General features: G+C 57.0%; 20 protein-coding genes, 1 tRNA gene and 1 pseudogene. 4 read left to right on the top strand and 18 right to left on the bottom strand.

Going from position 1 to position 18,895, the window contains the following annotated elements:
- Window positions 1-12: 12 nt before the first annotated feature.
- Window positions 13-3,129 (bottom strand): L-glutamate gamma-semialdehyde dehydrogenase, encoded by a 3,117-nt coding sequence (locus LN050_09435; GenBank protein UFS55972.1) that lies wholly within the window; start codon window positions 3,127-3,129, stop codon window positions 13-15.
- 117 nt (window positions 3,130-3,246) lie between these two features.
- Here LN050_09435 and LN050_09430 point away from each other — a divergent pair, with 117 nt between their 5' ends.
- Complete coding sequence (locus tag LN050_09430; protein ID UFS55971.1) at window positions 3,247-3,756, top strand: Lrp/AsnC ligand binding domain-containing protein; 510 nt, start codon at window positions 3,247-3,249, stop codon at window positions 3,754-3,756.
- Between the two features lie 13 nt (window positions 3,757-3,769).
- Here the strand turns inward: LN050_09430 and LN050_09425 are convergent, their stop codons facing one another.
- Window positions 3,770-4,501: a YggS family pyridoxal phosphate-dependent enzyme gene (locus tag LN050_09425; protein ID UFS55970.1), complete on the bottom strand. Its 732-nt coding sequence runs from the start codon at window positions 4,499-4,501 to the stop codon at window positions 3,770-3,772.
- A 58-nt stretch (window positions 4,502-4,559) separates the two neighbouring features.
- On the opposite strand from LN050_09425, the gene LN050_09420 reads away from it, so the two are divergent.
- Window positions 4,560-5,486: an NAD(P)-dependent oxidoreductase gene (locus LN050_09420; protein UFS55969.1), complete on the top strand. Its 927-nt coding sequence runs from the start codon at window positions 4,560-4,562 to the stop codon at window positions 5,484-5,486.
- Between the two features lie 41 nt (window positions 5,487-5,527).
- On the opposite strand, the gene LN050_09415 is transcribed toward LN050_09420, so the two are convergent.
- The 3 genes from LN050_09415 to LN050_09405 form a co-directional block, all read right to left on the bottom strand.
- Window positions 5,528-6,205: a BON domain-containing protein gene (locus tag LN050_09415; protein UFS55968.1), complete on the bottom strand. Its 678-nt coding sequence runs from the start codon at window positions 6,203-6,205 to the stop codon at window positions 5,528-5,530.
- Between the two features lie 35 nt (window positions 6,206-6,240).
- Window positions 6,241-6,810, bottom strand: a complete 570-nt coding sequence (locus LN050_09410; protein ID UFS55967.1) for an SIS domain-containing protein — start codon at window positions 6,808-6,810, stop codon at window positions 6,241-6,243.
- A 74-nt stretch (window positions 6,811-6,884) separates the two neighbouring features.
- Window positions 6,885-7,283: a YraN family protein gene (locus LN050_09405; protein UFS55966.1), complete on the bottom strand. Its 399-nt coding sequence runs from the start codon at window positions 7,281-7,283 to the stop codon at window positions 6,885-6,887.
- 14 nt (window positions 7,284-7,297) lie between these two features.
- Here LN050_09405 and rsmI point away from each other — a divergent pair, with 14 nt between their 5' ends.
- On the top strand, window positions 7,298-8,236 hold the full coding sequence (gene rsmI / locus LN050_09400; GenBank protein ID UFS55965.1) for a 16S rRNA (cytidine(1402)-2'-O)-methyltransferase: 939 nt from the start codon (window positions 7,298-7,300) through the stop codon (window positions 8,234-8,236).
- Between the two features lie 25 nt (window positions 8,237-8,261).
- On the opposite strand, the gene LN050_09395 is transcribed toward rsmI, so the two are convergent.
- The 10 genes and pseudogenes from LN050_09395 to LN050_09350 all read right to left on the bottom strand — a co-directional run bounded on the left by LN050_09395 (window position 8,262) and on the right by LN050_09350 (window position 15,975).
- On the bottom strand, window positions 8,262-8,618 hold the full coding sequence (locus LN050_09395; GenBank protein UFS55964.1) for a hypothetical protein: 357 nt from the start codon (window positions 8,616-8,618) through the stop codon (window positions 8,262-8,264).
- A 91-nt stretch (window positions 8,619-8,709) separates the two neighbouring features.
- Window positions 8,710-9,753: a DNA polymerase III subunit epsilon gene (locus tag LN050_09390; GenBank protein UFS55963.1), complete on the bottom strand. Its 1,044-nt coding sequence runs from the start codon at window positions 9,751-9,753 to the stop codon at window positions 8,710-8,712.
- Complete coding sequence (locus tag LN050_09385) at window positions 9,743-10,027, bottom strand: DUF1653 domain-containing protein (protein UFS57384.1); 285 nt, start codon at window positions 10,025-10,027, stop codon at window positions 9,743-9,745. Before LN050_09385 ends, LN050_09390 begins: the two co-directional genes overlap by 11 nt.
- 56 nt (window positions 10,028-10,083) lie before the next feature.
- A pseudogene (locus LN050_09380) lies at window positions 10,084-10,478 on the bottom strand (DUF3429 domain-containing protein).
- Between the two features lie 69 nt (window positions 10,479-10,547).
- Entirely contained in the window at window positions 10,548-11,879 is a 1,332-nt protein-coding gene (locus LN050_09375; protein UFS55962.1) for a branched-chain amino acid ABC transporter permease, read from the bottom strand.
- A complete protein-coding gene (locus tag LN050_09370) occupies window positions 11,876-12,889 on the bottom strand; it encodes a branched-chain amino acid ABC transporter permease (protein UFS55961.1) in 1,014 nt (337 codons plus the stop codon). Before LN050_09370 ends, LN050_09375 begins: the two co-directional genes overlap by 4 nt.
- A gap of 3 nt (window positions 12,890-12,892) precedes the next feature.
- On the bottom strand, window positions 12,893-13,597 hold the full coding sequence (locus tag LN050_09365) for an ABC transporter ATP-binding protein (GenBank protein UFS55960.1): 705 nt from the start codon (window positions 13,595-13,597) through the stop codon (window positions 12,893-12,895).
- On the bottom strand, window positions 13,594-14,385 hold the full coding sequence (locus tag LN050_09360) for an ABC transporter ATP-binding protein (protein UFS55959.1): 792 nt from the start codon (window positions 14,383-14,385) through the stop codon (window positions 13,594-13,596). Before LN050_09360 ends, LN050_09365 begins: the two co-directional genes overlap by 4 nt.
- 103 nt (window positions 14,386-14,488) lie before the next feature.
- Window positions 14,489-15,673 carry an ABC transporter substrate-binding protein gene (locus LN050_09355; GenBank protein ID UFS55958.1) on the bottom strand — a complete coding sequence of 395 codons (1,185 nt, stop codon included), beginning with the start codon at window positions 15,671-15,673 and terminating at the stop codon, window positions 14,489-14,491.
- 226 nt (window positions 15,674-15,899) lie between these two features.
- Window positions 15,900-15,975, bottom strand: a tRNA-Arg gene (locus tag LN050_09350).
- 160 nt (window positions 15,976-16,135) lie between these two features.
- On the opposite strand from LN050_09350, the gene LN050_09345 reads away from it, so the two are divergent.
- Entirely contained in the window at window positions 16,136-16,648 is a 513-nt protein-coding gene (locus LN050_09345) for a c-type cytochrome (protein UFS55957.1), read from the top strand.
- Between the two features lie 85 nt (window positions 16,649-16,733).
- Here LN050_09345 and LN050_09340 read toward each other — a convergent pair whose 3' ends face one another.
- The 3 genes from LN050_09340 to LN050_09330 are packed head-to-tail and all read right to left on the bottom strand — an operon-like array spanning window position 16,734 to window position 18,818.
- Entirely contained in the window at window positions 16,734-17,282 is a 549-nt protein-coding gene (locus LN050_09340; GenBank protein ID UFS55956.1) for a DUF2946 family protein, read from the bottom strand.
- Window positions 17,283-17,286: 4 nt separating this feature from the next.
- Window positions 17,287-18,351 carry an alpha/beta fold hydrolase gene (locus LN050_09335; protein UFS55955.1) on the bottom strand — a complete coding sequence of 355 codons (1,065 nt, stop codon included), beginning with the start codon at window positions 18,349-18,351 and terminating at the stop codon, window positions 17,287-17,289.
- 8 nt (window positions 18,352-18,359) lie between these two features.
- Entirely contained in the window at window positions 18,360-18,818 is a 459-nt protein-coding gene (locus tag LN050_09330; GenBank protein UFS55954.1) for a nuclear transport factor 2 family protein, read from the bottom strand.
- Window positions 18,819-18,895 lie beyond the last annotated feature (77 nt).

The raw sequence follows: 18,895 nt of genomic DNA, 5'->3' as shown, positions 1-18,895 counted from the left end.
CTTTAGCCCTATTTACAAAAACAAGGCCACATTGCCGCCTGCGGCTGCGGTGTTGGTGGTCAGCGTGTACTCGTTGCAAAAGCGTGGCAGGTAGTGTGGCCCGCCCGCTTTGGGACCAGTGCCGCTCAAGCCTTCACCGCCGAATGGCTGCAAGCCCACTACCGCGCCAATGGTGTTGCGGTTGATGTACACGTTGCCCACTCGCGCCATGGCCGCCATGGCCTGTGCGCGGCTATCGATGCGCGAGTGAATACCAAGTGTCAAACCATAGCCCAAAGCATTGATTTGCTGCATCAGCGCCGCAGGCGAGCCGGACCAGCGCAACACTTGCAGCACAGGCGCAAAAATTTCTTCAGTCACGTCGGCCAACGTGCTCACTTCATAGGCCTGTGGTGCAATGCTATTGGGCATGGCATCAGGGCCTAAATCTGCAGCAAACAAGGGCTTGGCGCGGGCGCGCAAGCGCTCGATTTGTGCACCAATGCTGGTGGCGGCTTCTGCGTCAATCAGCGGGCCCACATCCGTCGCCAGCTGCGCGGGGTTGCCCACATGCAACTGCTCAGTAGCGCCGCGAATCATGTCAATAACTGTATCCGCCACAGCCTCGTGCACACACAAAATACGCGTGGCAGAGCAGCGTTGGCCAGCGCTTCTAAATGCGCTTTGCACCACTGCGTCGCTCACCTGCTCGGGCAAGGCGCTGGAGTCCACAATCATGGCGTTTAGGCCACCAGTCTCGGCAATCAGCGGCACTATGGGGCCTGGCTTGGCGGCCAGATTTTTGGCAATGGCATGCGCCGCAGCGGTAGAGCCCGTAAACACCACACCGGCCACACCTGGCTGCGACACCAAGCCCGCGCCTACCGTTTCACCCGCACCGTGCAACAACTGCAACACGTCTTTGGGCACACCAGCCTCGTGAAACAAGTCAACAGCGGCCTGTGCAATGGCTGGCGTTTGCTCGGCGGGCTTGGCCAGTACGGTGTTGCCAGTGACCAAGGCGGCGCACACTTGACCTGTAAAAATGGCCAACGGGAAGTTCCAGGGGCTGATCGCTACCCACACGCCTTTTGCGCCTAGACGCAAGGTGTTTGTCTCGCCTGTCACGCCCAAGGCATGTGGCCACTGGGCGTTGCCATTGCTGCTGGCAGCGCCTTGCACCGGCAAAGGCAAGCTGTGCTCGACCATGACGCGCTGCGCCTCATTGGCGTAGTAGCGCAAAAAGTCTACGGCTTCGCGCACTTCGGCCACTGCATCGGGCCAGGTTTTAAAGGCTTCTTTCACCACCAAGGCACACAGTGGCACCATGCGCTGCGTCATCAAATCTGCTACACGGTTTAGCGCTGCGGCGCGCTGGGCCACAGGCGTATCACGCCAGGACAAAAAGGCGGCTTGACCGCGCACCATGGCCTGCTCGACATCAGCCGTGGTGGCCTCTACCAAGGTGTTGATTTGGCAGCCGGCCAAGGCATCCAGGTAGGGCTGGCGCGCAGTGGCCTCGGCAAAGTCAACGCCTACGCTGTTGATACGACCTGGGCCATAAATTTCAGATGGCAAGGGCAACGCGGCTTTGCGCTCAATGTGCAGCGGTGACGACAGCAATTTGTCCATGCCCACAGACTCATCTGCCAGCTGGTGCACAAAGGATGAATTGGCACCGTTTTCAAGCAAGCGGCGCACCAAGTAAGCCAACAAGTCGCGGTGCTTGCCCACTGGCGCGTACACGCGCAAGCTCACATTGGCGCCGCTCTTGCCCAGCTCGCGGTAAATGCCCTCGCCCATGCCATGCAAGCGTTGCAGCTCAAAATGGCTGCGCTGCTCACCGGCCATTTGCAACAACGCGGCAATCGTGCCTGCGTTGTGCGTGGCGAATTGAGCGTACAGCACATCGCTGGCAGCCAACATGGTTTTGGCGCAAGCGAGGTAATGAATGTCGGTGTGATGTTTGTGCGTAAAAACGGGGTAGTACGGCAGACCAAGCTCTTGCGCCCGCTTGATTTCGGTGTCCCAGTAAGCGCCCTTGACCAGGCGACACATGAGTTTGACCTTTTGCTCGCGCGCCACATTCACCACGTGCTGTACCAACTCCAAGGCGCGTGTTTGGTAAGCCTGCATGGCCAAGCCAAAGCCTTCCCAGCTGGGCAAGTCGGTGGCAATGCGCGCCACGATGGCGTCAAATATGCGCAACGACACTTCCAGGCGGTCTGCCTCTTCGGCGTCCATGGTAAGACTGACATTGGCAGCAGCAGCTTGCTCACACAACATCCACACACGAGGCAACAACTCGGCCATCACGCGCTTGGTGTTCACGTCTTCGTAACGCGGGTGCAGTGCAGACAGCTTGATAGAAATGCCGTCATTGGCGCGCACAGGCACACCAGCCTTGGCATGCTTGGCCATGGCCGCAATAGCGTGCTGGTAGCTGGCCAAGTAACGCTGCGCGTCTTCCTCGGTGCGCGCACCCTCACCCAGCATGTCGTAGCTCATAGATACTTGTGTGAGGCCACCTGCCTTCATGGCGTAAGCCTTATCGCCATCGCCACGCTTGATGGCCTCGTCAATGGTTTGGCCCAACACAAACTGGCGGCCCAGCAACTGCAGGGCACGCACCGTTGCACCCACCACCGTGCGGGCACCCAAGCGTGTCACCAAGCTGGACTTCCCGTCTACATCGGGCAGCATTTTCTTGGACAAGTTGAGCGCGGCATCAGACAGCTTGGCCATGGCGCGGCGTTGCAGCACATGGTGTTCACCGCCGTCGTGCATGTCGGCACCATCGCTGTTTTGGCCAGCTTCCACCACGGTTTGTGCAAAGTCACCACGACCCAATTGGTCGGCGGCCAGGGCCATGGCGGTGTCTACGTCAGGCACACGCAGCAAGGCCTCAGCCAAGCGCATCAGTGCCAAACCGTCTGGGCTGGAGATGGGGTACTCCTTAAGCAAGCTCTCCATGGCCCAAAACGGTGGCGGGCTGCGGCGAACACCGTCTACCCAAGGTGATGCCATGCGTTGTACGCCGGCCCAGTCCACATCACTCAGCACAGCCAGGTCTGTGTCCAGCACGCCCAGCTCGTCGCGATAAGGCGAGGGCAAACGATCAACGTGACTAACGGCTTGTGACAATGGCATGGAAACGCTCCAATAAATATGAATGGCGACAGGTTGAGCACCTCAACCGTCAGATCCACATCATCAGGCTACAATCGCCATATATTTCACTATATTTATCTATGAAAGTAGCGTTTTATGAGTCAAAAATCGCCTTTAAAGCCATCTACAACCCGTTCTTTGGATATTGACCGCATAGACGTCAAAATTTTGAGCGCGCTACAGGCCGACGCCCGCATTACCAACATCAGGTTGGCTGAGTTGGTGGCCTTGTCGCCCACAGCCACATTGGCCCGCGTCACCCGCTTGCAGCGCGATGGCTTTATTGAGGCCTATCAAGCCGTACTCAGCCCACGTCAGCTTGACCTAGGCCTGATTGTTTTTGTGGAGGTGCTGCTGGACCGCACCACACCCAACGTGTTTGATCAATTCAAGGCGGCCGTGCAAGTGCACACAGCCATACTGGAGTGCCACATGGTGGCTGGTGGTTTTGACTACCTGATCAAAACCCGTGTGGCCGATATGGACGCATTTCGCAAGTTTGCTGGCCAAGTGCTGTGGGAGCTGCCCGGTGTGCGCGAAACCCGCACCTACCCGGTTATGGAAGAGGTGAAATGCAGTATGCGTTTGCCGCTACCACAGCTTTAACGCTGCCCACAACTCAAGCGCCATAGCCATCGCGCACACCAAACAAGGCTGTGCCCACACGCACCATGGTAGAGCCCGCCGCAATGGCCGCATCCAAGTCGCCGCTCATGCCCATGGATAAGGTATCTACCGCTAACCCGGCTTGCTGCCATTCCCTAAACCGGTGTGTTGCACGCTGAAAGGCGTCCACTTGCGCCTCAAAACCCAAGACCGGGTCAGGTATGCACATGATGCCGCGCAGCACCAAATTGGGCAGTGCGGCAATGTCAAGCGCCAAGGCTTGTGCATGCTGTACGGCTACGCCTGCTTTGCTTGGTGCGTCGTCCACGTTGACTTGCACGCACACCTGCAAAGGCGGCAAATGCGCCGGGCGCTGCTCGCTTAAGCGTTGCGCAATCTTGAGCCTGTCAATACTGTGCACCCAGTCAAAGTGGGCAGCCACGAGCTTTGTTTTATTGCTTTGTATGGGCCCAATGCAATGCCACTGCAACGCAGCATGAGGCAATAACTCGCGCACGGCCAGCACCTTGTCTACGCCTTCTTGAATATAGTTTTCGCCAAAGGCCAGTTGTCCAGCTCTCGCCATGTCGGCCACGGCTTGCGCGGGCCATGTTTTACTAACGGCCAGCAATGTGACGGCATCAACAGGTCTGTTGTAACGACTGGATGCGGCATTTATTTGCTCGCGCACAGATTGCAAACGCCTGGCGCTGGTATCTTGTAGACGACTGCTTTGTTCACTCATACGCGTTAGTATGCGTGCATTCACCCACCTGCGTTATCCACACTGCTTAAAAACCGATATGACCTTTATCAACGACAAAACCTACAGCCAAACCAATAAGCAAACCGTTGCATTTTTAGGTTTGGGCGTAATGGGCTATGCCATGGCTGGACACTTGGCCAAGGCAGGCCACACCGTCACCGTCTACAACCGCACACCGACTAAATCGCATGCCTGGCTGGCAGACTGCAAGGCCGCTGGAATTGACACAGGCGTGCTACGCCAAGCCGGCACGCCGCGCGAAGCTGCAGCAGGTGCCAGCATTGTCATGGCATGTGTCGGTAACGACGACGATGTGCGCGCCGTGTGCCTGGGCGCAGACGGCGCCTTTGCAGGCATGACTGAAGGGGCGATATTTGTAGACCACACCACCGCTTCGGCCGAGTTGGCGCGCGACATGCACAAAGCGGCCAGGCAATTGGGCCTGGCGTTCGTAGACGCGCCCGTATCTGGCGGCCAGGCTGGCGCACAAAACGGCATGCTGACTGTGATGTGTGGCGGCGACCAGGCTGCCTTTGACGCATCGAAAGACGTTGTGGCCTGCTTTGCACGCGCGGTGACTCGCATGGGCGACAGCGGTGCAGGCCAACTCACCAAAATGGTGAATCAAATTTGCATTGCAGGCCTGGTGCAAGGCTTGAGCGAAGCGGTTGCGTTTGGCCAGCGCGCCAATCTGGACATGAATCAAGTGCTAGACGTGATTGGAAAAGGCGCAGCGCAAAGCTGGCAGCTGGACAACCGTGGCAAAACCATGGTGGCCGACCAGTTTGACTTTGGCTTTGCCGTGGACTGGATGCGCAAAGACCTAGGCCTGGTATTGGCCGAGGCCAACCGCAACGGCGCACGCTTGCCTGTGACCGCCCTGGTGGACCAGTTTTACGCTGATGTGCAGCAGTTAGGCGGCGCGCGCTGGGATACGTCAAGTCTGATCAGGCGCTTGAAATAATTGCCTGAAGACCTAAAAAAGGGGCTATCAAGCCCCTTTTTTTACTTAACCTCAGTCACCACATTGGTCATCACCGGCTGGGTTTTAACCTTTGGCTCTGGTGGCGGTGGTGGGGGCAGTAAACGCTTGAGTTCTTCCTCAGAAATCACCTCAAACAAACGCACCACACGCTGAACGCCCGATGTGCTGCTCGCCATGTCGGTCGCGCGGTCGGCTTCGCGCTGTGTCACTATGCCCATGAGGTACACGCTGCCACGCTCAGTCACCACCTTAACGGCGCTGGCCTGCAGGTCTTTGGCGTCAATCAGCGACGCTTTGACGCGCGTGGTAACCAGGGTGTCACGCGCACGATTGGCCAACGACGAGTTGCCGCCCACGGCCAGCTCATTCACCACCAGCTGCACATTCTCTGTTTTGCTAACCGCACCCGCAACGGCCGACTTGTTTGCATCGCTAGGCACTTCACCAGTGATAAGTACGCGGCGATTGAAGCTTGTTACGTTGATGTGACCTTGATCGCCAATAGCTTCTTTAATGCGACTGCCAGCCTTCAGTTCAATGGCTTGGTCTTCGATTTGCGCACCAGATGTACGCCTATCTGTTGCCACCAATACGCCTGTCGCCGCGCTACCTATGAGCAGCGGCGCGCAGGCGGACAGCGTCAACGCTGCCAGCGATGCGAGTAAAGCGGCTTGCGCCGTGCGTTTGATACCTGTCATGTCAAAACTCCCAGAAAAAATCCCAAACAAAGCCATTAAGGCTCTTCACCCAATAACTGTATATCGACACCGTCACACATGCAGTGCAACACCATCATCATCACCTCGTAAATGCGGCCATGTTGCTCGCTGGGCACGCACACGGCCACGTCTGTGTCGTGCAAGGACTGCACCAGTTCAGGGCTGGTGCCACCTACCAGGGCCACTACCGTCATGTCACGCTCGTGAGCGGCGTCTACCGCAGCACCCAGCGAAGCCTCGGCGCCCTTGGTGCTGATCACCAGTACCAGGTCTTCAGACACGCCCAAGGCTCTTACCTCACGCGCAATACCCCGGTCACCAAGGCCATTATGGCTGTGCAAACCCAGTGCCAAAGCCGCCAGCTCTGGACGCTCGCGCTCAAAGCGGCCCAGTAACAGCGATGTGGCGTACAGGGCCAAGGGCTGCGTCGCGCCCACACCGGCCACCATGACTTTGCCGCCATTGGTCAGACAAGAAAACACGGCTTGTACCGCCAACTCAGTGGCAGCACCCAGACTTTGGGCGCACTGGTACTTGAAGTCAGCGCTGTCTATGAATTGTTGCTGTATGCGTTGTAAAAGCATGGCTAATCATAGACGCAGAAACACCCTGCCTGCAGGCTTGGCCACAAGGCCTGCGCAACACCCTTGGCAAACCTTTATGCGTCAAATGCCGCTTGCAACCACTGCACCACCTCCTGGCCGCGCGCGCCTTGTACGGTGACCACATCAAAGCGGCACGGCGGCCAGCTGGGTAGCCGCGACAAATAAAACCGCGCCGCCAGCACAATACGGCGGCGCTTGCCGGCGCTGATACTAGCCGCCGCGCCCCCGAAGTCGGCACTGTTGCGTGCGCGCACCTCCACAAACACCAGGGTGTGGTCGGCTTGCCGCATAATCAAATCAATTTCACCACCACCTCGCCCCGGCGTGCTGTAGTTGCGTTGCACCAGGCTCAACCCTTGGTCCAGCAAGTAACGCATGGCGAGGTCTTCTGCCACATCACCCAGCGCCTTTGTGGTGTTTGTGGTGCTGTTGGTTACAACCGCTTTAGGCATAAAGTCTCATCGTTTTGGCCACATCGTATTCCCAAGCATTAGCAGGCGCCAAAGAGGCCGCGGCACAACAGCATTACCCCACATCCACCTTGTTGATGGTGGCCACGCCTATTGGCAACTTGGCCGACATCAGCCTTCGCGCTTTGTGCGCACTGGACTTGGTAGACGCCGTGGCCTGTGAGGACACACGCCACACCCAACACATGCTGGCAGCCTACGGTATCAAGAAACCACTGATCGCGCTACACCAACACAACGAAGCGCAAGCCAGCCAAGGCGTGTTGCAACGGTTGCAGCAAGGCCAGCGCATTGCCTACGTAAGTGATGCGGGCACGCCCGGCGTGAGCGACCCCGGCGCCAAACTCGCCGCTACCGTGCAAGGTGCGGGCCTGCGCGTGATGCCACTGCCCGGTGCCAGCAGTGTGACCACGCTGATCAGCGCCATGGGGCTGACGGACGGCGCTGAACAATTCGCCACTCAGGGCTTTTTGTTCGCGGGCTTTTTGCCCAACAAGGGCGCGGCCAGGGCGCAAGCATTGCAAGAGCTGCGCGACACCAGTCGAGCTGTCGTATTGCTGGAGGCTCCTCACCGTCTGACCCAATTGGCCAAAGAGCTCAGCGCCTGGGGGCAACGCCGCATCAGCGCTGGGCGCGAACTCACCAAACAGTTTGAATCTATCTCTACCCATTTTTGTCAAGACTTTGAGGCATGGCTGCAAGCCGATGCCAACCGGCTGCGCGGCGAGTACGTACTGGCCATTCACCCGCTACCATCCAAAGCAGCAGATGATGGCGACCAGGTATTAACGCCTGGTGTGTTGTCTACACTGCAAACGCTGTTAGAGGTACTACCCGTCAAAACCGCATCACAAGTGGGTGCCACGCTGACCGGTGTGAGTAAAAACAAGCTGTACGCAGCGGCTTTGGCGTTGCAAAAAAATACAACCGATTAGCGAGCAAGCCGACCGGGTGCGCCGTCTATTTGGGCGCTTGGTCTTCGTCGCGCAAACGGCTGGCTTGCAAGTCCACCACATCAACCACGTCGTCGTTGGCAGCTTTGGGTTGGGCCGTTTGCGGGCCAGGCTTTGAGAACGGATTGGCGCCATCGCCACCACCACGCCTGCGCTGACTGGCGCGCCACACAGCGTCTTGGGTTTGCCTAAACCGACCCCACACCACACTGACAGGGTGGCGCTGGCCAGTGACCAAGGACCACACAAAACTCAGCGCCAGCGCAAACATGGCCACCACCACCATTCCGGCAACAAACACCAAACCAGCGGCCATTAAGACCAAGCGAAACAAAATGCCAATGAGGCTATTGAAAAAGTCCATATAGACAACTTGAAGCCCTGCTAAGGCTACTTTTTCCTGAGTGTGCAAGTTATGTAGTTGGGGGCTTTTATCGCCAATTCAACCCAAGCGGTCAAGCCCTGACAGATCTGGTTTCAACGTGTGGCGTGCGCGTGCTGTAGCGGGCCAAGGCGTCTACGGTAGCTATAGCCACTTGCGCACGCGGATTAGCGTAGACGTGATCGGCCAACCAAGCGCATTCGGCGTCCAGCTCGGTGTTGCTAGACAGGCGTGTCTGCCAAACCCGCTGTACGCTGTCCCAGCGGTAGCCTCTGGCTTTGAGCAAATCTTTTGCATCAAACGGCGCGCCAGTGGCTTGCAACTTGTACTGGGGCGCATCCAGCGCGGCCAACAGCATTTGCCAGCCATTGCGGCCCGTCTCGCCCACTGGCGCACCCAATACGGCGGCCAATGCGTGGCAGTCCATATCGGCACGGTGTGCATCATAAAACCAGCCGTTGTGCGCAGCCAGCACCTCTAGCTTGGCAGAACCGACGCCGTGTTTTTTCCAGGCGATATCCGCAAACGAACAAGCCCAGGGCAAATCTGCAAAGTAGGGCAGGCGCTGTTCTACAAACGGTCTGTCAAAACCGGCGTTGTGCGCCACCACCCATTGCACGCCGTCCATAACGCGCGACAACGCCGCCTCGTCCAAGACTTGGCCTTTGACCATGTCGTCGCTGATACCTGTGAGCTGCTGCACCTCTTTAGGAATGGGGCGGCCCGGGTCTTGAAAGCCGTCAAACACCTGCACCTCACCCACGGGCAAGCCCGTGGCGGTGTCAATGTCCATCACCACCACCGCCAACTCAATAATGACGTCGGTCGCAGCCGACAAGCCTGTGGTTTCGGTATCCAACACCGCAACACGCTTGGTAGGGCCTGTTGCCACGCCGTCAAAGTGTGTGGCGGGGACCAAACGGCGAATCACGCGGTAGTCCGCGTGCGTGTTGAGCGCTTTAGCCATGTCGTCCAGGCTCATATGAGCCTGGCCAACGGTTTCTTTAACCGCGTTGCGCGCGTTGGCGGATTTGACTGGTTTGCTGGCCTTTGTGGCCCCAGTCTCGACGAACTCTGGCAGCCCCAAGTCCAAACCCATTTGCGGCCTATCCGACATGGTGGCTCTCCTGCTCTGGGTTGTGGACCAACACAAACCTTGGCTGTGCAACGTCGTCAACCGTAACGGTCTCAGCAAACATGGCTGCAGGCCGCACCCACAAACCACGTTCGCCGTACAAGGCCTGGTACAGCACCATGGCTTCCAGGGTTTCACTGTGGCGCGCCATGCCAAGCACTTTGTACTCGCCGCCCTTGTAATGGCGGTACAGGCCGGGCGCAACCATTGGCATGGCGGGCAAGTCTGTATCTGTAGGCGTGTTATCAAGGGTCATTGTCATACCCAAAGTGTAAGGGCTAGGGCGCTTGACTGACCAGTGCATGCGAGCAGCTAGGACAAGACACCCACCAACAGACACAGCACCACAATAGCGGTTAACAGCACACGCAAAGCCATCCACCACGGCGGCGTCAGCGCCCATTTGGCAAACAGGTAGTCGAGTAACAGCAAGCCCAAGAAGCCCACAACCAAGTTGATGACGGCTGCGCTATTGCTGGCTGCCGGAGCCAGAAACCACCACAATGCCGGTAAAACCGACAATACGTAGGCCAAGGGTGCTCGCGGCCCTGCGCTTTGGTGGCAAAACCCCACAGCACACCCGCCATAAACGACAAGATGATGCCGCCATAGCCCAGCATGACGGCACGCCCATCGCCTGTTAAGGCGGTGGGCAACAGCCAGTCGGCACTGGGCGATAAGCCCTGCACCAGCAACGCACCCCACACAAAGGGGAGCAAGCCGGCCAGGCCCAGCCACAGTGCAGCTTTGGGAATGCGGCTCACAGAAAGACCTTGTTAGTGCCCGCTGCGTGTGCGCTCTGCGCGCTCGGGCAGCAGTCCACGCGGCCTGAACCTGAGAGTGATCAGCAGTATCAAGCCCATGGTGATCAAGCGCATGTGCGCAGCACTGTCTAACAAGTGCGCGCGCAAACCGCTGTCTTCGGCCATACCCGAGGTCAGCAGGTTCAGTAGCGCGTAGCCCATGGGCTCGGCCTGGACCCAAAAGAACCAAATGATAAAACCGCCCACGATGGCGCCCAGGTTGTTGCCAGAGCCACCCACAATCACCATTACCCAAATCAGGAAGGTAAAACGCAGGGGGTTGTATGTCGTCGGCGTGAACTGGCCGTCCATGGTGGTCATCATGGCGCCAGCAAGACCAACAATTGCCGAGCCCAGAATGAACACTTGCAAGTGACGGCGCTTGACGTTTTTACCCATGGCTTCTGCAGCGGTTTCATTGTCACGAATCGCATACATCATGCGCCCCCATGGCGACTTGATAGCCGTTTGAGCCAGCCAGAACAAAGCCAACAGAATCGCCAATATCAAACCGGCGTAGCACAGCTTGACGTAAATCGAGGCAAAGTCCTGGACCTCTGCACCAAAGCGCGCGGCCCACTCTTGTGCCCACGCGGTTTGCTGCAAATCGTATTCAAACGGTACTGGCCTTGACAAGCCGTTGACGTTTTTAACGCCGCGGGTGAGCCAGTCTTCGTTTTTCAAGACGGCAATGATGATCTCGGAAATGCCCAAGGTTGCAATAGCCAGGTAGTCTGAGCGCAAGCCCAATGTGACCTTGCCAATGACTGCTGCCACGCCAGCGGCCAGCAAACCACCCACCAACCAAGCCCACGCAATAGGCAAGCCCAAGCCGCCTAAAAATCCTGTTTGCGCAGGATTGACCGATTCAATGCTGGCAACCGCGGGGTCAAAGTAGTAGCGTGCCACAACATAGCCCAGCACAATCACGCCCGTCATGACCCACGCCTTGAGTCCACCTTTAGGCAGGCGGCGGTAGGCCAATATAGCCAGCGCAATGGTGGCCAGGCTAACCAGCACACCAGCGCCAATGCCAGCGCCACCTGCGGCCCAGGCGTCTGGCACGGGCTCCATGGACACCAGCACTGCAGCAATACCACCCAGCGCAGCAAAGCCCATCAAGCCCACGTTAAACAACCCGGCATAACCCCACTGAATATTCAGGCCCAGAGCCATGATGCCGGCGATCAAGCCGTAATTCAGTATGGTTAGCGCCAACGACCAGCTTTGCAGCAAGCCAACCAAAACCAGTGCCAAAGCCATTAATGCAACGATTAACGGCGCTTGTTGTTTGGAGATGTTCATACTGATTTCCCCGCAAAAATACCGGTGGGTCGCAGCAGCAATACCAACACCATGATGACAAACGAGACTGCAAACTTGTAGTCTGTTGACAGCAATTGCGCCAAGCCCTCAGGCGCCCAAGCATCAGGCACCAGGTAGGTCACGAATTTTTTGTACGCGTAGGTCACTGTGACCTCGGAAAACGCAATCACGAAACCGCCTGCAATGGCACCCAAGGGGTTGCCCAGACCACCCACAATCGCAGCTGCAAAAATAGGCAGTAACAACTGAAAATAGGTGAACGGCTTAAAGCCTTTGTCTAAGCCGTACAAGGTGCCTGCAATCGTGGCCAACGTGGCAGAAATCATCCAGGTGATCATCACCACACGCTCAGGATTGATGCCCGACAGCAGCGCCAAGTCTTCGTTGTCTGAGTAGGCACGCATAGACTTGCCCGCGCGCGTGCGTCCCAAAAACCAAAACAAAGCGCCCACCACAATGATGGCCGTCACTATGGTGATACCTTGGCTGGTTTTAAAGGCAATGCCCTCATCCAGACCAGTCATCTCCTTGAATTCGCTGTAGCGAATGATGAAACGCTCACCGTCTGAAAAGCGCTGGTCGTCTGTGCCAATGATGAAGCGCACCAGGCCATTGAGCATAAACATCAGGCCAATAGACGAGATAAGAAACACAACGGGCGCAGCGCGCGTCTCACGTTGGTGCTTGTACACCAGTTTGTCAGACAGCAACACCAAGCACATGGTGACCACAATACCAAACGGTATGGCCAGTAAGGCCGTAGGCAATGGCTCAATGCTGATGCCCATTTGCTGAAAGCCCCAGGTCACCAAAATAACAACCATGGTGCCGAAAGCCATGGTGTCGCCATGCGCAAAGTTTGAAAAGCGCAAAATGCCATAAACCAGGGTCACGCCCAGCGCGCCCAGCGCCAGCTGGCTGCCATACGCTGCTGCTGGAACAATCACGAAGTTGCTGAGCAGCACAAACGCATTGAGTATGTCGTGCATAGATCAGCCTCCTAAAAATGTGCGGCGAACCTCAGGGTTTGCCATTAATGCTTCGCCGGTATCGGTAAAGCGGTTTGTACCCTGCACCAACACATAACCTTTGTCGGCAATGTTGAGTGCCTGGCGTGCGTTTTGTTCCACCATCAAAATGGCAATGCCAGTGCGCGCAATTTCAATGATGCGGTCAAACAATTCGTCCATCACAATGGGCGACACGCCTGCGGTGGGCTCATCAAGCATGAGCACTTTGGGCTGCGTCATCAGCGCGCGGCCAACGGCCACTTGCTGGCGCTGGCCGCCTGACAACTGGCCCGCAGGCTGTTTGCGCTTTTGTTTCAGTATGGGAAACAACTCGTAAATTTGCGCGATGGTGTCCTGAAAGTCATCGGTGCGCAAAAAGGCGCCCATCTCCAGGTTTTCTTCCACAGACATGGAAGTAAAAACGTTGTTGGTTTGCGGCACAAAACCCATGCCACGGGCCACGCGGTCTTGCGGGCTAAGGCTCATGATGTCTTGCCCATCGAGCTGCACTGAGCCCGAGCGCAGGTTCAGCATGCCAAACAAGGCTTTCATGGCGGTTGATTTACCCGCGCCGTTGGGCCCCACAATCACGGCGATTTCGCCGCGGTCTACCGCAATGGTGCAGCCGTTCAGAATGTCCGCGCCGCCGTAGCCGCCGGTCATGTCTTGTCCTATCAGGATGCTCATGCAGCCGCTCCTGTTTTCTCTGGTTTGTTTTTCAAGCCTCGGCCCAGGTAGGCCTCAATCACCTGCTCATTAGAGGTGACTTCTGCGGCTGTGCCTTGCGCCAATACGCGGCCTTCTGCCATCACAATGACGGACTCACACAGGCGACCAATAAAGTCCATGTCGTGTTCGATCATGCAAAACGTATAGCCGCGCTCTTGGTTCAAACGCACGATGGCGTCGCCAAGGGTGTTGAGCAAGGTGCGATTAACGCCGGCGCCCACTTCGTCCAAAAACACAATTTTGGCGTCTGTCATCATGGTGCGACCCAGCTCAAGCAGCTTCTTTTGACCACCAGATAAGTTGCCTGCCAGCTCGTCAGCCACATGGCTGATTTCTAAAAACTTTATGACGTCGTCGGCCTTGGCACGCACAGCCTCTTCTTCCTGACGCACGCGCGCTGGACGCAACCACGTGTCTATAAGGCTTTCGCCAGACTGGTTGCCAGGCACCATCATGAGGTTTTCACGCACGGTCAGCGTAGAGAACTCATGGGCAATTTGAAAGGTACGCAACATACCCTTGGCAAACAAGTCATGTGGTGCCAAACCCGTGATGTCTTCGCCGTCTAACAGCACCTGCCCACTGGTAGGCTTGTAGTGGCCTGCGATCACGTTGAACAGCGTGGTTTTACCCGCACCGTTTGGGCCAATCAGCCCCGTAATACGGCCTGTTTCAAGCGTCAATGACACATCGTCAACGGCATGTATGCCGCCAAACTGCATCTTGAGGTTTTTAATTTGGATCATGGGGATAAAGCAAACGGCCCTCGCCGTAAAGCGGGGCCGTGTTGCGTTTTGAGCGCGCAGGCCTTACAGCCCGCTGCGCATGTCAACAATAGCAGCTGACCGATTAACGGTAGCCGACGGTTGTGATTGTTTGATCTTTAACCACGATTTCGCGGTAGCTACCAGCGCTTTCGCCAGGAGCAATCAACTCGACAGCCGATGCGCCCACGTAGTCAATGTCGCCGCCCTTAGCCAAGATACCCAATGCTTTTGCGATTTCGCCTGGGAAGATTTTTACGCCTGGTGCGTTGGCAACGTCAAACACTTTGGCTTTTACCTTGGCGCTGTCGGTTGACTTGGCAGCTTGCATGGCCAGCACGGTCAGTGCTGCTGCGTCGTATGACTCTGGTGAGTAAGGACCGTTCTTGAAGCCAGCTTTCGCGGTGAGCGCTTCGTACAACTTGGCGCCTGGGCTGTCTGTACCGGGTACCACACCGACAGAGCCATTCAAACCTTTGCCAATGGCTTTGGTCAGGCTCTCACCAATCATGGCGTCTGGCAAGAAGAAGCGTTCAAACGCGCCTGTGTCCAAGGCTGAGCGGATGATGCCGCGACCACCTTGGTCCAGGTAACCCGCAACAATCAAAATATCGCCGCCGGCTGATGCCAACGCGCCCACTTCAGCGGTGTAGTCACCCTTGCCGTCTTCGTGCGATGCGTAAATGGTGATCTTACCGCCAGTCGCTTCAACGTTGGTCTTGATGCTGTCCGCCAAGCCCTTGCCGTAGTCGTTGTTGGTGTATGTCAATGCGGCTGACTTGATGCCTTTTTCTTTCAGCATTTGGGCAATGATTTGGCCCTGACGCGCGTCAGATGGTGAAGCGCGGAAGAACAAGTCATTGTCAGCAATTGTGGTCAGTGCTGGTGATGTGGCAGAAGGTGAAAACTGCAACACGCCTTTTGGCATGGCTACGTTTTGCAACATCGCTGTTGTTGCGCCTGAGCACAGGCCGCCGATCAAAGCCTTCACGCCTTCTGAGCTGACCAAGCGCTCGGCAGCGGCTGTTGCAGCTGCGGCATCAATACATGTGCTGTCAGCACGCACAGGCGTAATGGTAGTGCCACCCAAAAACGCACCGCTGTCGCTGGCTTCTTTTAGGGCCAACTCGGCACCGGAAGCCATGGCAGGAGCCAAAGATTCGGCAGGGCCAGTGAAACCGAGAGCAACACCAATTTTGATGTTGTCAGCTTGTGCGGCACCCGAAATGAGCGCTGCTGCAACGGCGGTAGCCGTGAGAATCTTCTTCATGCTAAATCCTTAGGAATAATTGGCGCAAGAGAAGCGAGCTCTTGCGTTGAACGAGGGTACACGCGTGGCAGACACAATGTCTGCGTACACAAACACCAGCCTGCCTAAAACGCTAATTATTAGTTTATCTACTTTCGCAGACCCGGCTTCTAAGGGTCTTCCCGTGAGTCAGTGGGATTAATGGCCCTTTAGCCGCTCTAATAATCGCAGGCGAGTGTACAGCGAATGGTGCGGCTGGCGGGGATCGAACCCACGACCCTTGGCTTCGGAGGCCAATACTCTATCCACTGAGCTACAGCCGCATGCTGTTGGTGCAGGGCATTCTATCAGTGGGACAGGCGGCACAAGGGTTTGCCCGCAGTTGACAGCTTGGGCGGCTATAATGCGAGGTTGCACTGATGCCGTAGCGCCTGGCGCTGCGCTCCAATAACCAAGCCCAACTTTTTTTGTGATGAGGAAGCCATGAGCGATAAAACGCAAGAGCACCACACTGGTCCAGTTAAAACACCAGGCCAATTGGCTTGGTTGTCATTCTTTTCGTTTGTCGCACCGGTGTTCATCATTATCGGTCTTGTGATGTACGTGACGTCTGGTGACAAGCCCAGCGCTGGCGCCGATAACACCGAGTTGGCCGTGGCCAAGCGCATTCAGCGCGTTGGCACTGTCGAAATTCGCGATGCCAATCGTCCGTTGCGTGAAGGCGCTGAAGTGTACGCTGGGCAATGTGCGGCTTGTCACACATCCGGCGCAGCTGGCGCGCCCATCTTTGGCGACGTTGGTGCGTGGTCTGCCCGTTTGGGCCAAGGCTACGACTTGTTGCTGCAGCATGCACTCAAAGGCAAGGGCGCCATGGGTGCGCAAGGCGGTGGTGAGTACAACGACTTGGAAATCGGACGCGCTGTGGTGTACATGGCCAACGAAGTTGGCGCCGCATTCGCCGTGCCGCAAAAGCCAGCTGAGGCAGCAGCGCAGTAAACCTTGTTGATGCGCAGCTAAGGCCTGGCCTCACTGAAAAGCCACCTAACGAGGTGGCTTTTTTGTGTGCGGCTACAAGCCACTTTTAAGCGGTGGCGCTTCGCGCCAAGGGGCTTAGACAATATTCAAACCGTTTGGGTAACTGCTGCGCCTGTGCGTCTTGAGGCACCCACAGTCCCTGCTCTACCAAAGGCAGCGCGCCAACGAGATCTTGGGTGTGCAGCCTGGCCAACCCTTGGTTGCAGTCCAAGTACAAATGGCCAGCCTCGTCTATCAAGCAGCGTTGCACATTCAGCGGCTCGCCAGTGTGCGCCACCACGCTGTTGTTGGGCAACAATCTGGCGATCAGTGGTGTGGTCTCAAGCTCCACAAATACACGCTGTGGGCCATTTTGAAAATACCATTGGCCGCTTTCATCGCACGCGTAGTTGCGCGCAATAAAGGCAATCAGTTTGTCGTGCTGCAAGCGCGATCCCTTTGAACTCGCATTGGCGCCGTCGCCCATGAAAGGCCCAGCCGCTTGCGCTGCTTCATCGCGCATATACCAGTCCCCGCGCGCGCTCAACCCCAACCAGCCGTAGCAATTGGGCACATTTGGCCACTTGGCCATGGCTTTTTTAACGACAGTGTCCATGGGCTTACTGTACTGTGCCTGCGTCCAGTTGGTGTGCAAGCCAGTCAATGACCGCACTGGGCATAGCGGCTACGTGACCAGGCAGACGCCACCAACGCTCCGTTCGTACAAAGCCCACATGGCCTCCTGTATCGGGTTGCCACAATGTGACCCGCTCGCTGACATCGGCGCGGCTGGGCAAACTGCTGGCCGGCATAAACGGATCATTGCGCGCATTGAGCGCCAGCGCTGGCAGGGCTACATCACGCATTAAGGGCTTGGCCGATGCGCGGCTCCAGTAGTCCATCACATCTTTAAAGCCATGCAAGGGCGCAGTGAATACGTTGTCAAACTCAAACAAGGTACGCGCCTTGAGTGAGGCATCAAGGTCAAACAAGCCGGGATACTGCTGTGCTTTGGCAATGGCTTTAGGTCGCATGGTGGACAAAAACATGCGTGTATAAACATGCTTGTTAAAGCCTTTGCCGATATGCAAGCCAGACGCCACCAAGTCCAACGGGGCGCACACGCTTGCTATAGCCTGCACGGTTTCCCTGGCCTTTGCACCGGCGCGCGCGGCCCAGTGCATCAACGCATTGCCGCCCAGCGAAATACCCATGGCAAACGTGGGTGCGGTCGGCGCAATAGCGGCTGCGCGTTTGAGTATCCAGTCAATCTCGGCGTGATCGCCTGAGTGGTAAGCCCTTGGTGCAATATTGATCTCGCCAGAGCAGCCCCTGAAGTGGGCCAACATCATGCGCCAACCCATTTGTTTGCAAACCCTTGCTGTGGCTTGTACATAGTGGCTGGCGCGTGACCCTTCCAAGCCGTGAAACAACACCAACAGTGGCGCACTGGCTTGTGCCTGTGTGTCTGCCAGGTGGTCAACGTCTATGAAGTCCTGATCTGGCGTGACCCAACGCTGGCGTGTCCAATGCAGCGCAGAATCAGCACCCAAGTCTGGGGCGCAGCCTACAACAGGCCAGTAACCCGCGCACTTGGCTGCCCATATGGTTTGCACATGGCCACCTGGAAGAAGCGGCGGCGCCTGATAGCCCCACTGCGCATTACCCTTTGGCGTGTTGGCCACTGGTGCGCTTAGTGCAAGGCGCTAGAGCCTGTGCCAAGCCCGCCGGCGCTCAAAGGCTGGCTGGTCATTTCGGTTAAATGGCCGGGGCTGGTGTGGTGTGCCACCAGGCGCCAACCTTGCGGGGTTTTGTGAAACACATTCAGCGCATACAACTGGGCAATGGCCTCGCCGTCATCTGTCATGACCGTCACGTGCTCGGTAACCGTGTGAATGGCATGCGCCAGTGATTGCGTTTTGTGGGTATGCATGGCACGCACACCAATGGGACCGTTCGCCAGCAAGTCGGTAAACAACTGTGTAATGGCTTGCAAGCCGTGCACTGGCTCGCCCCCAGGCGGTATGCAAACAAGGTCTTCGTCATCCGCCCAGCACGCCATGACTTGCTCTATGTTGGCGTGCTGCAGACCTTCATAAAACGCGTTTTCCACGTCGTCAGGGGTCGCTAATAAGTGGCTAGGCTTTGGCATGGCTTGAATCTTGGAAGACGGGTTACAAATAATAAAGCCGGCTGGTGTTGAATCAGCCGGCTTGTTTGCAAAACGCA

Source organism: Comamonadaceae bacterium M7527 (assembly GCA_021044545.1).
Classification (GTDB): domain Bacteria; phylum Pseudomonadota; class Gammaproteobacteria; order Burkholderiales; family Burkholderiaceae_C; genus RS62.
Note: the sequence above shows the minus strand (reverse complement) of the source record. Positions and strands in the feature narration are given on the sequence as shown.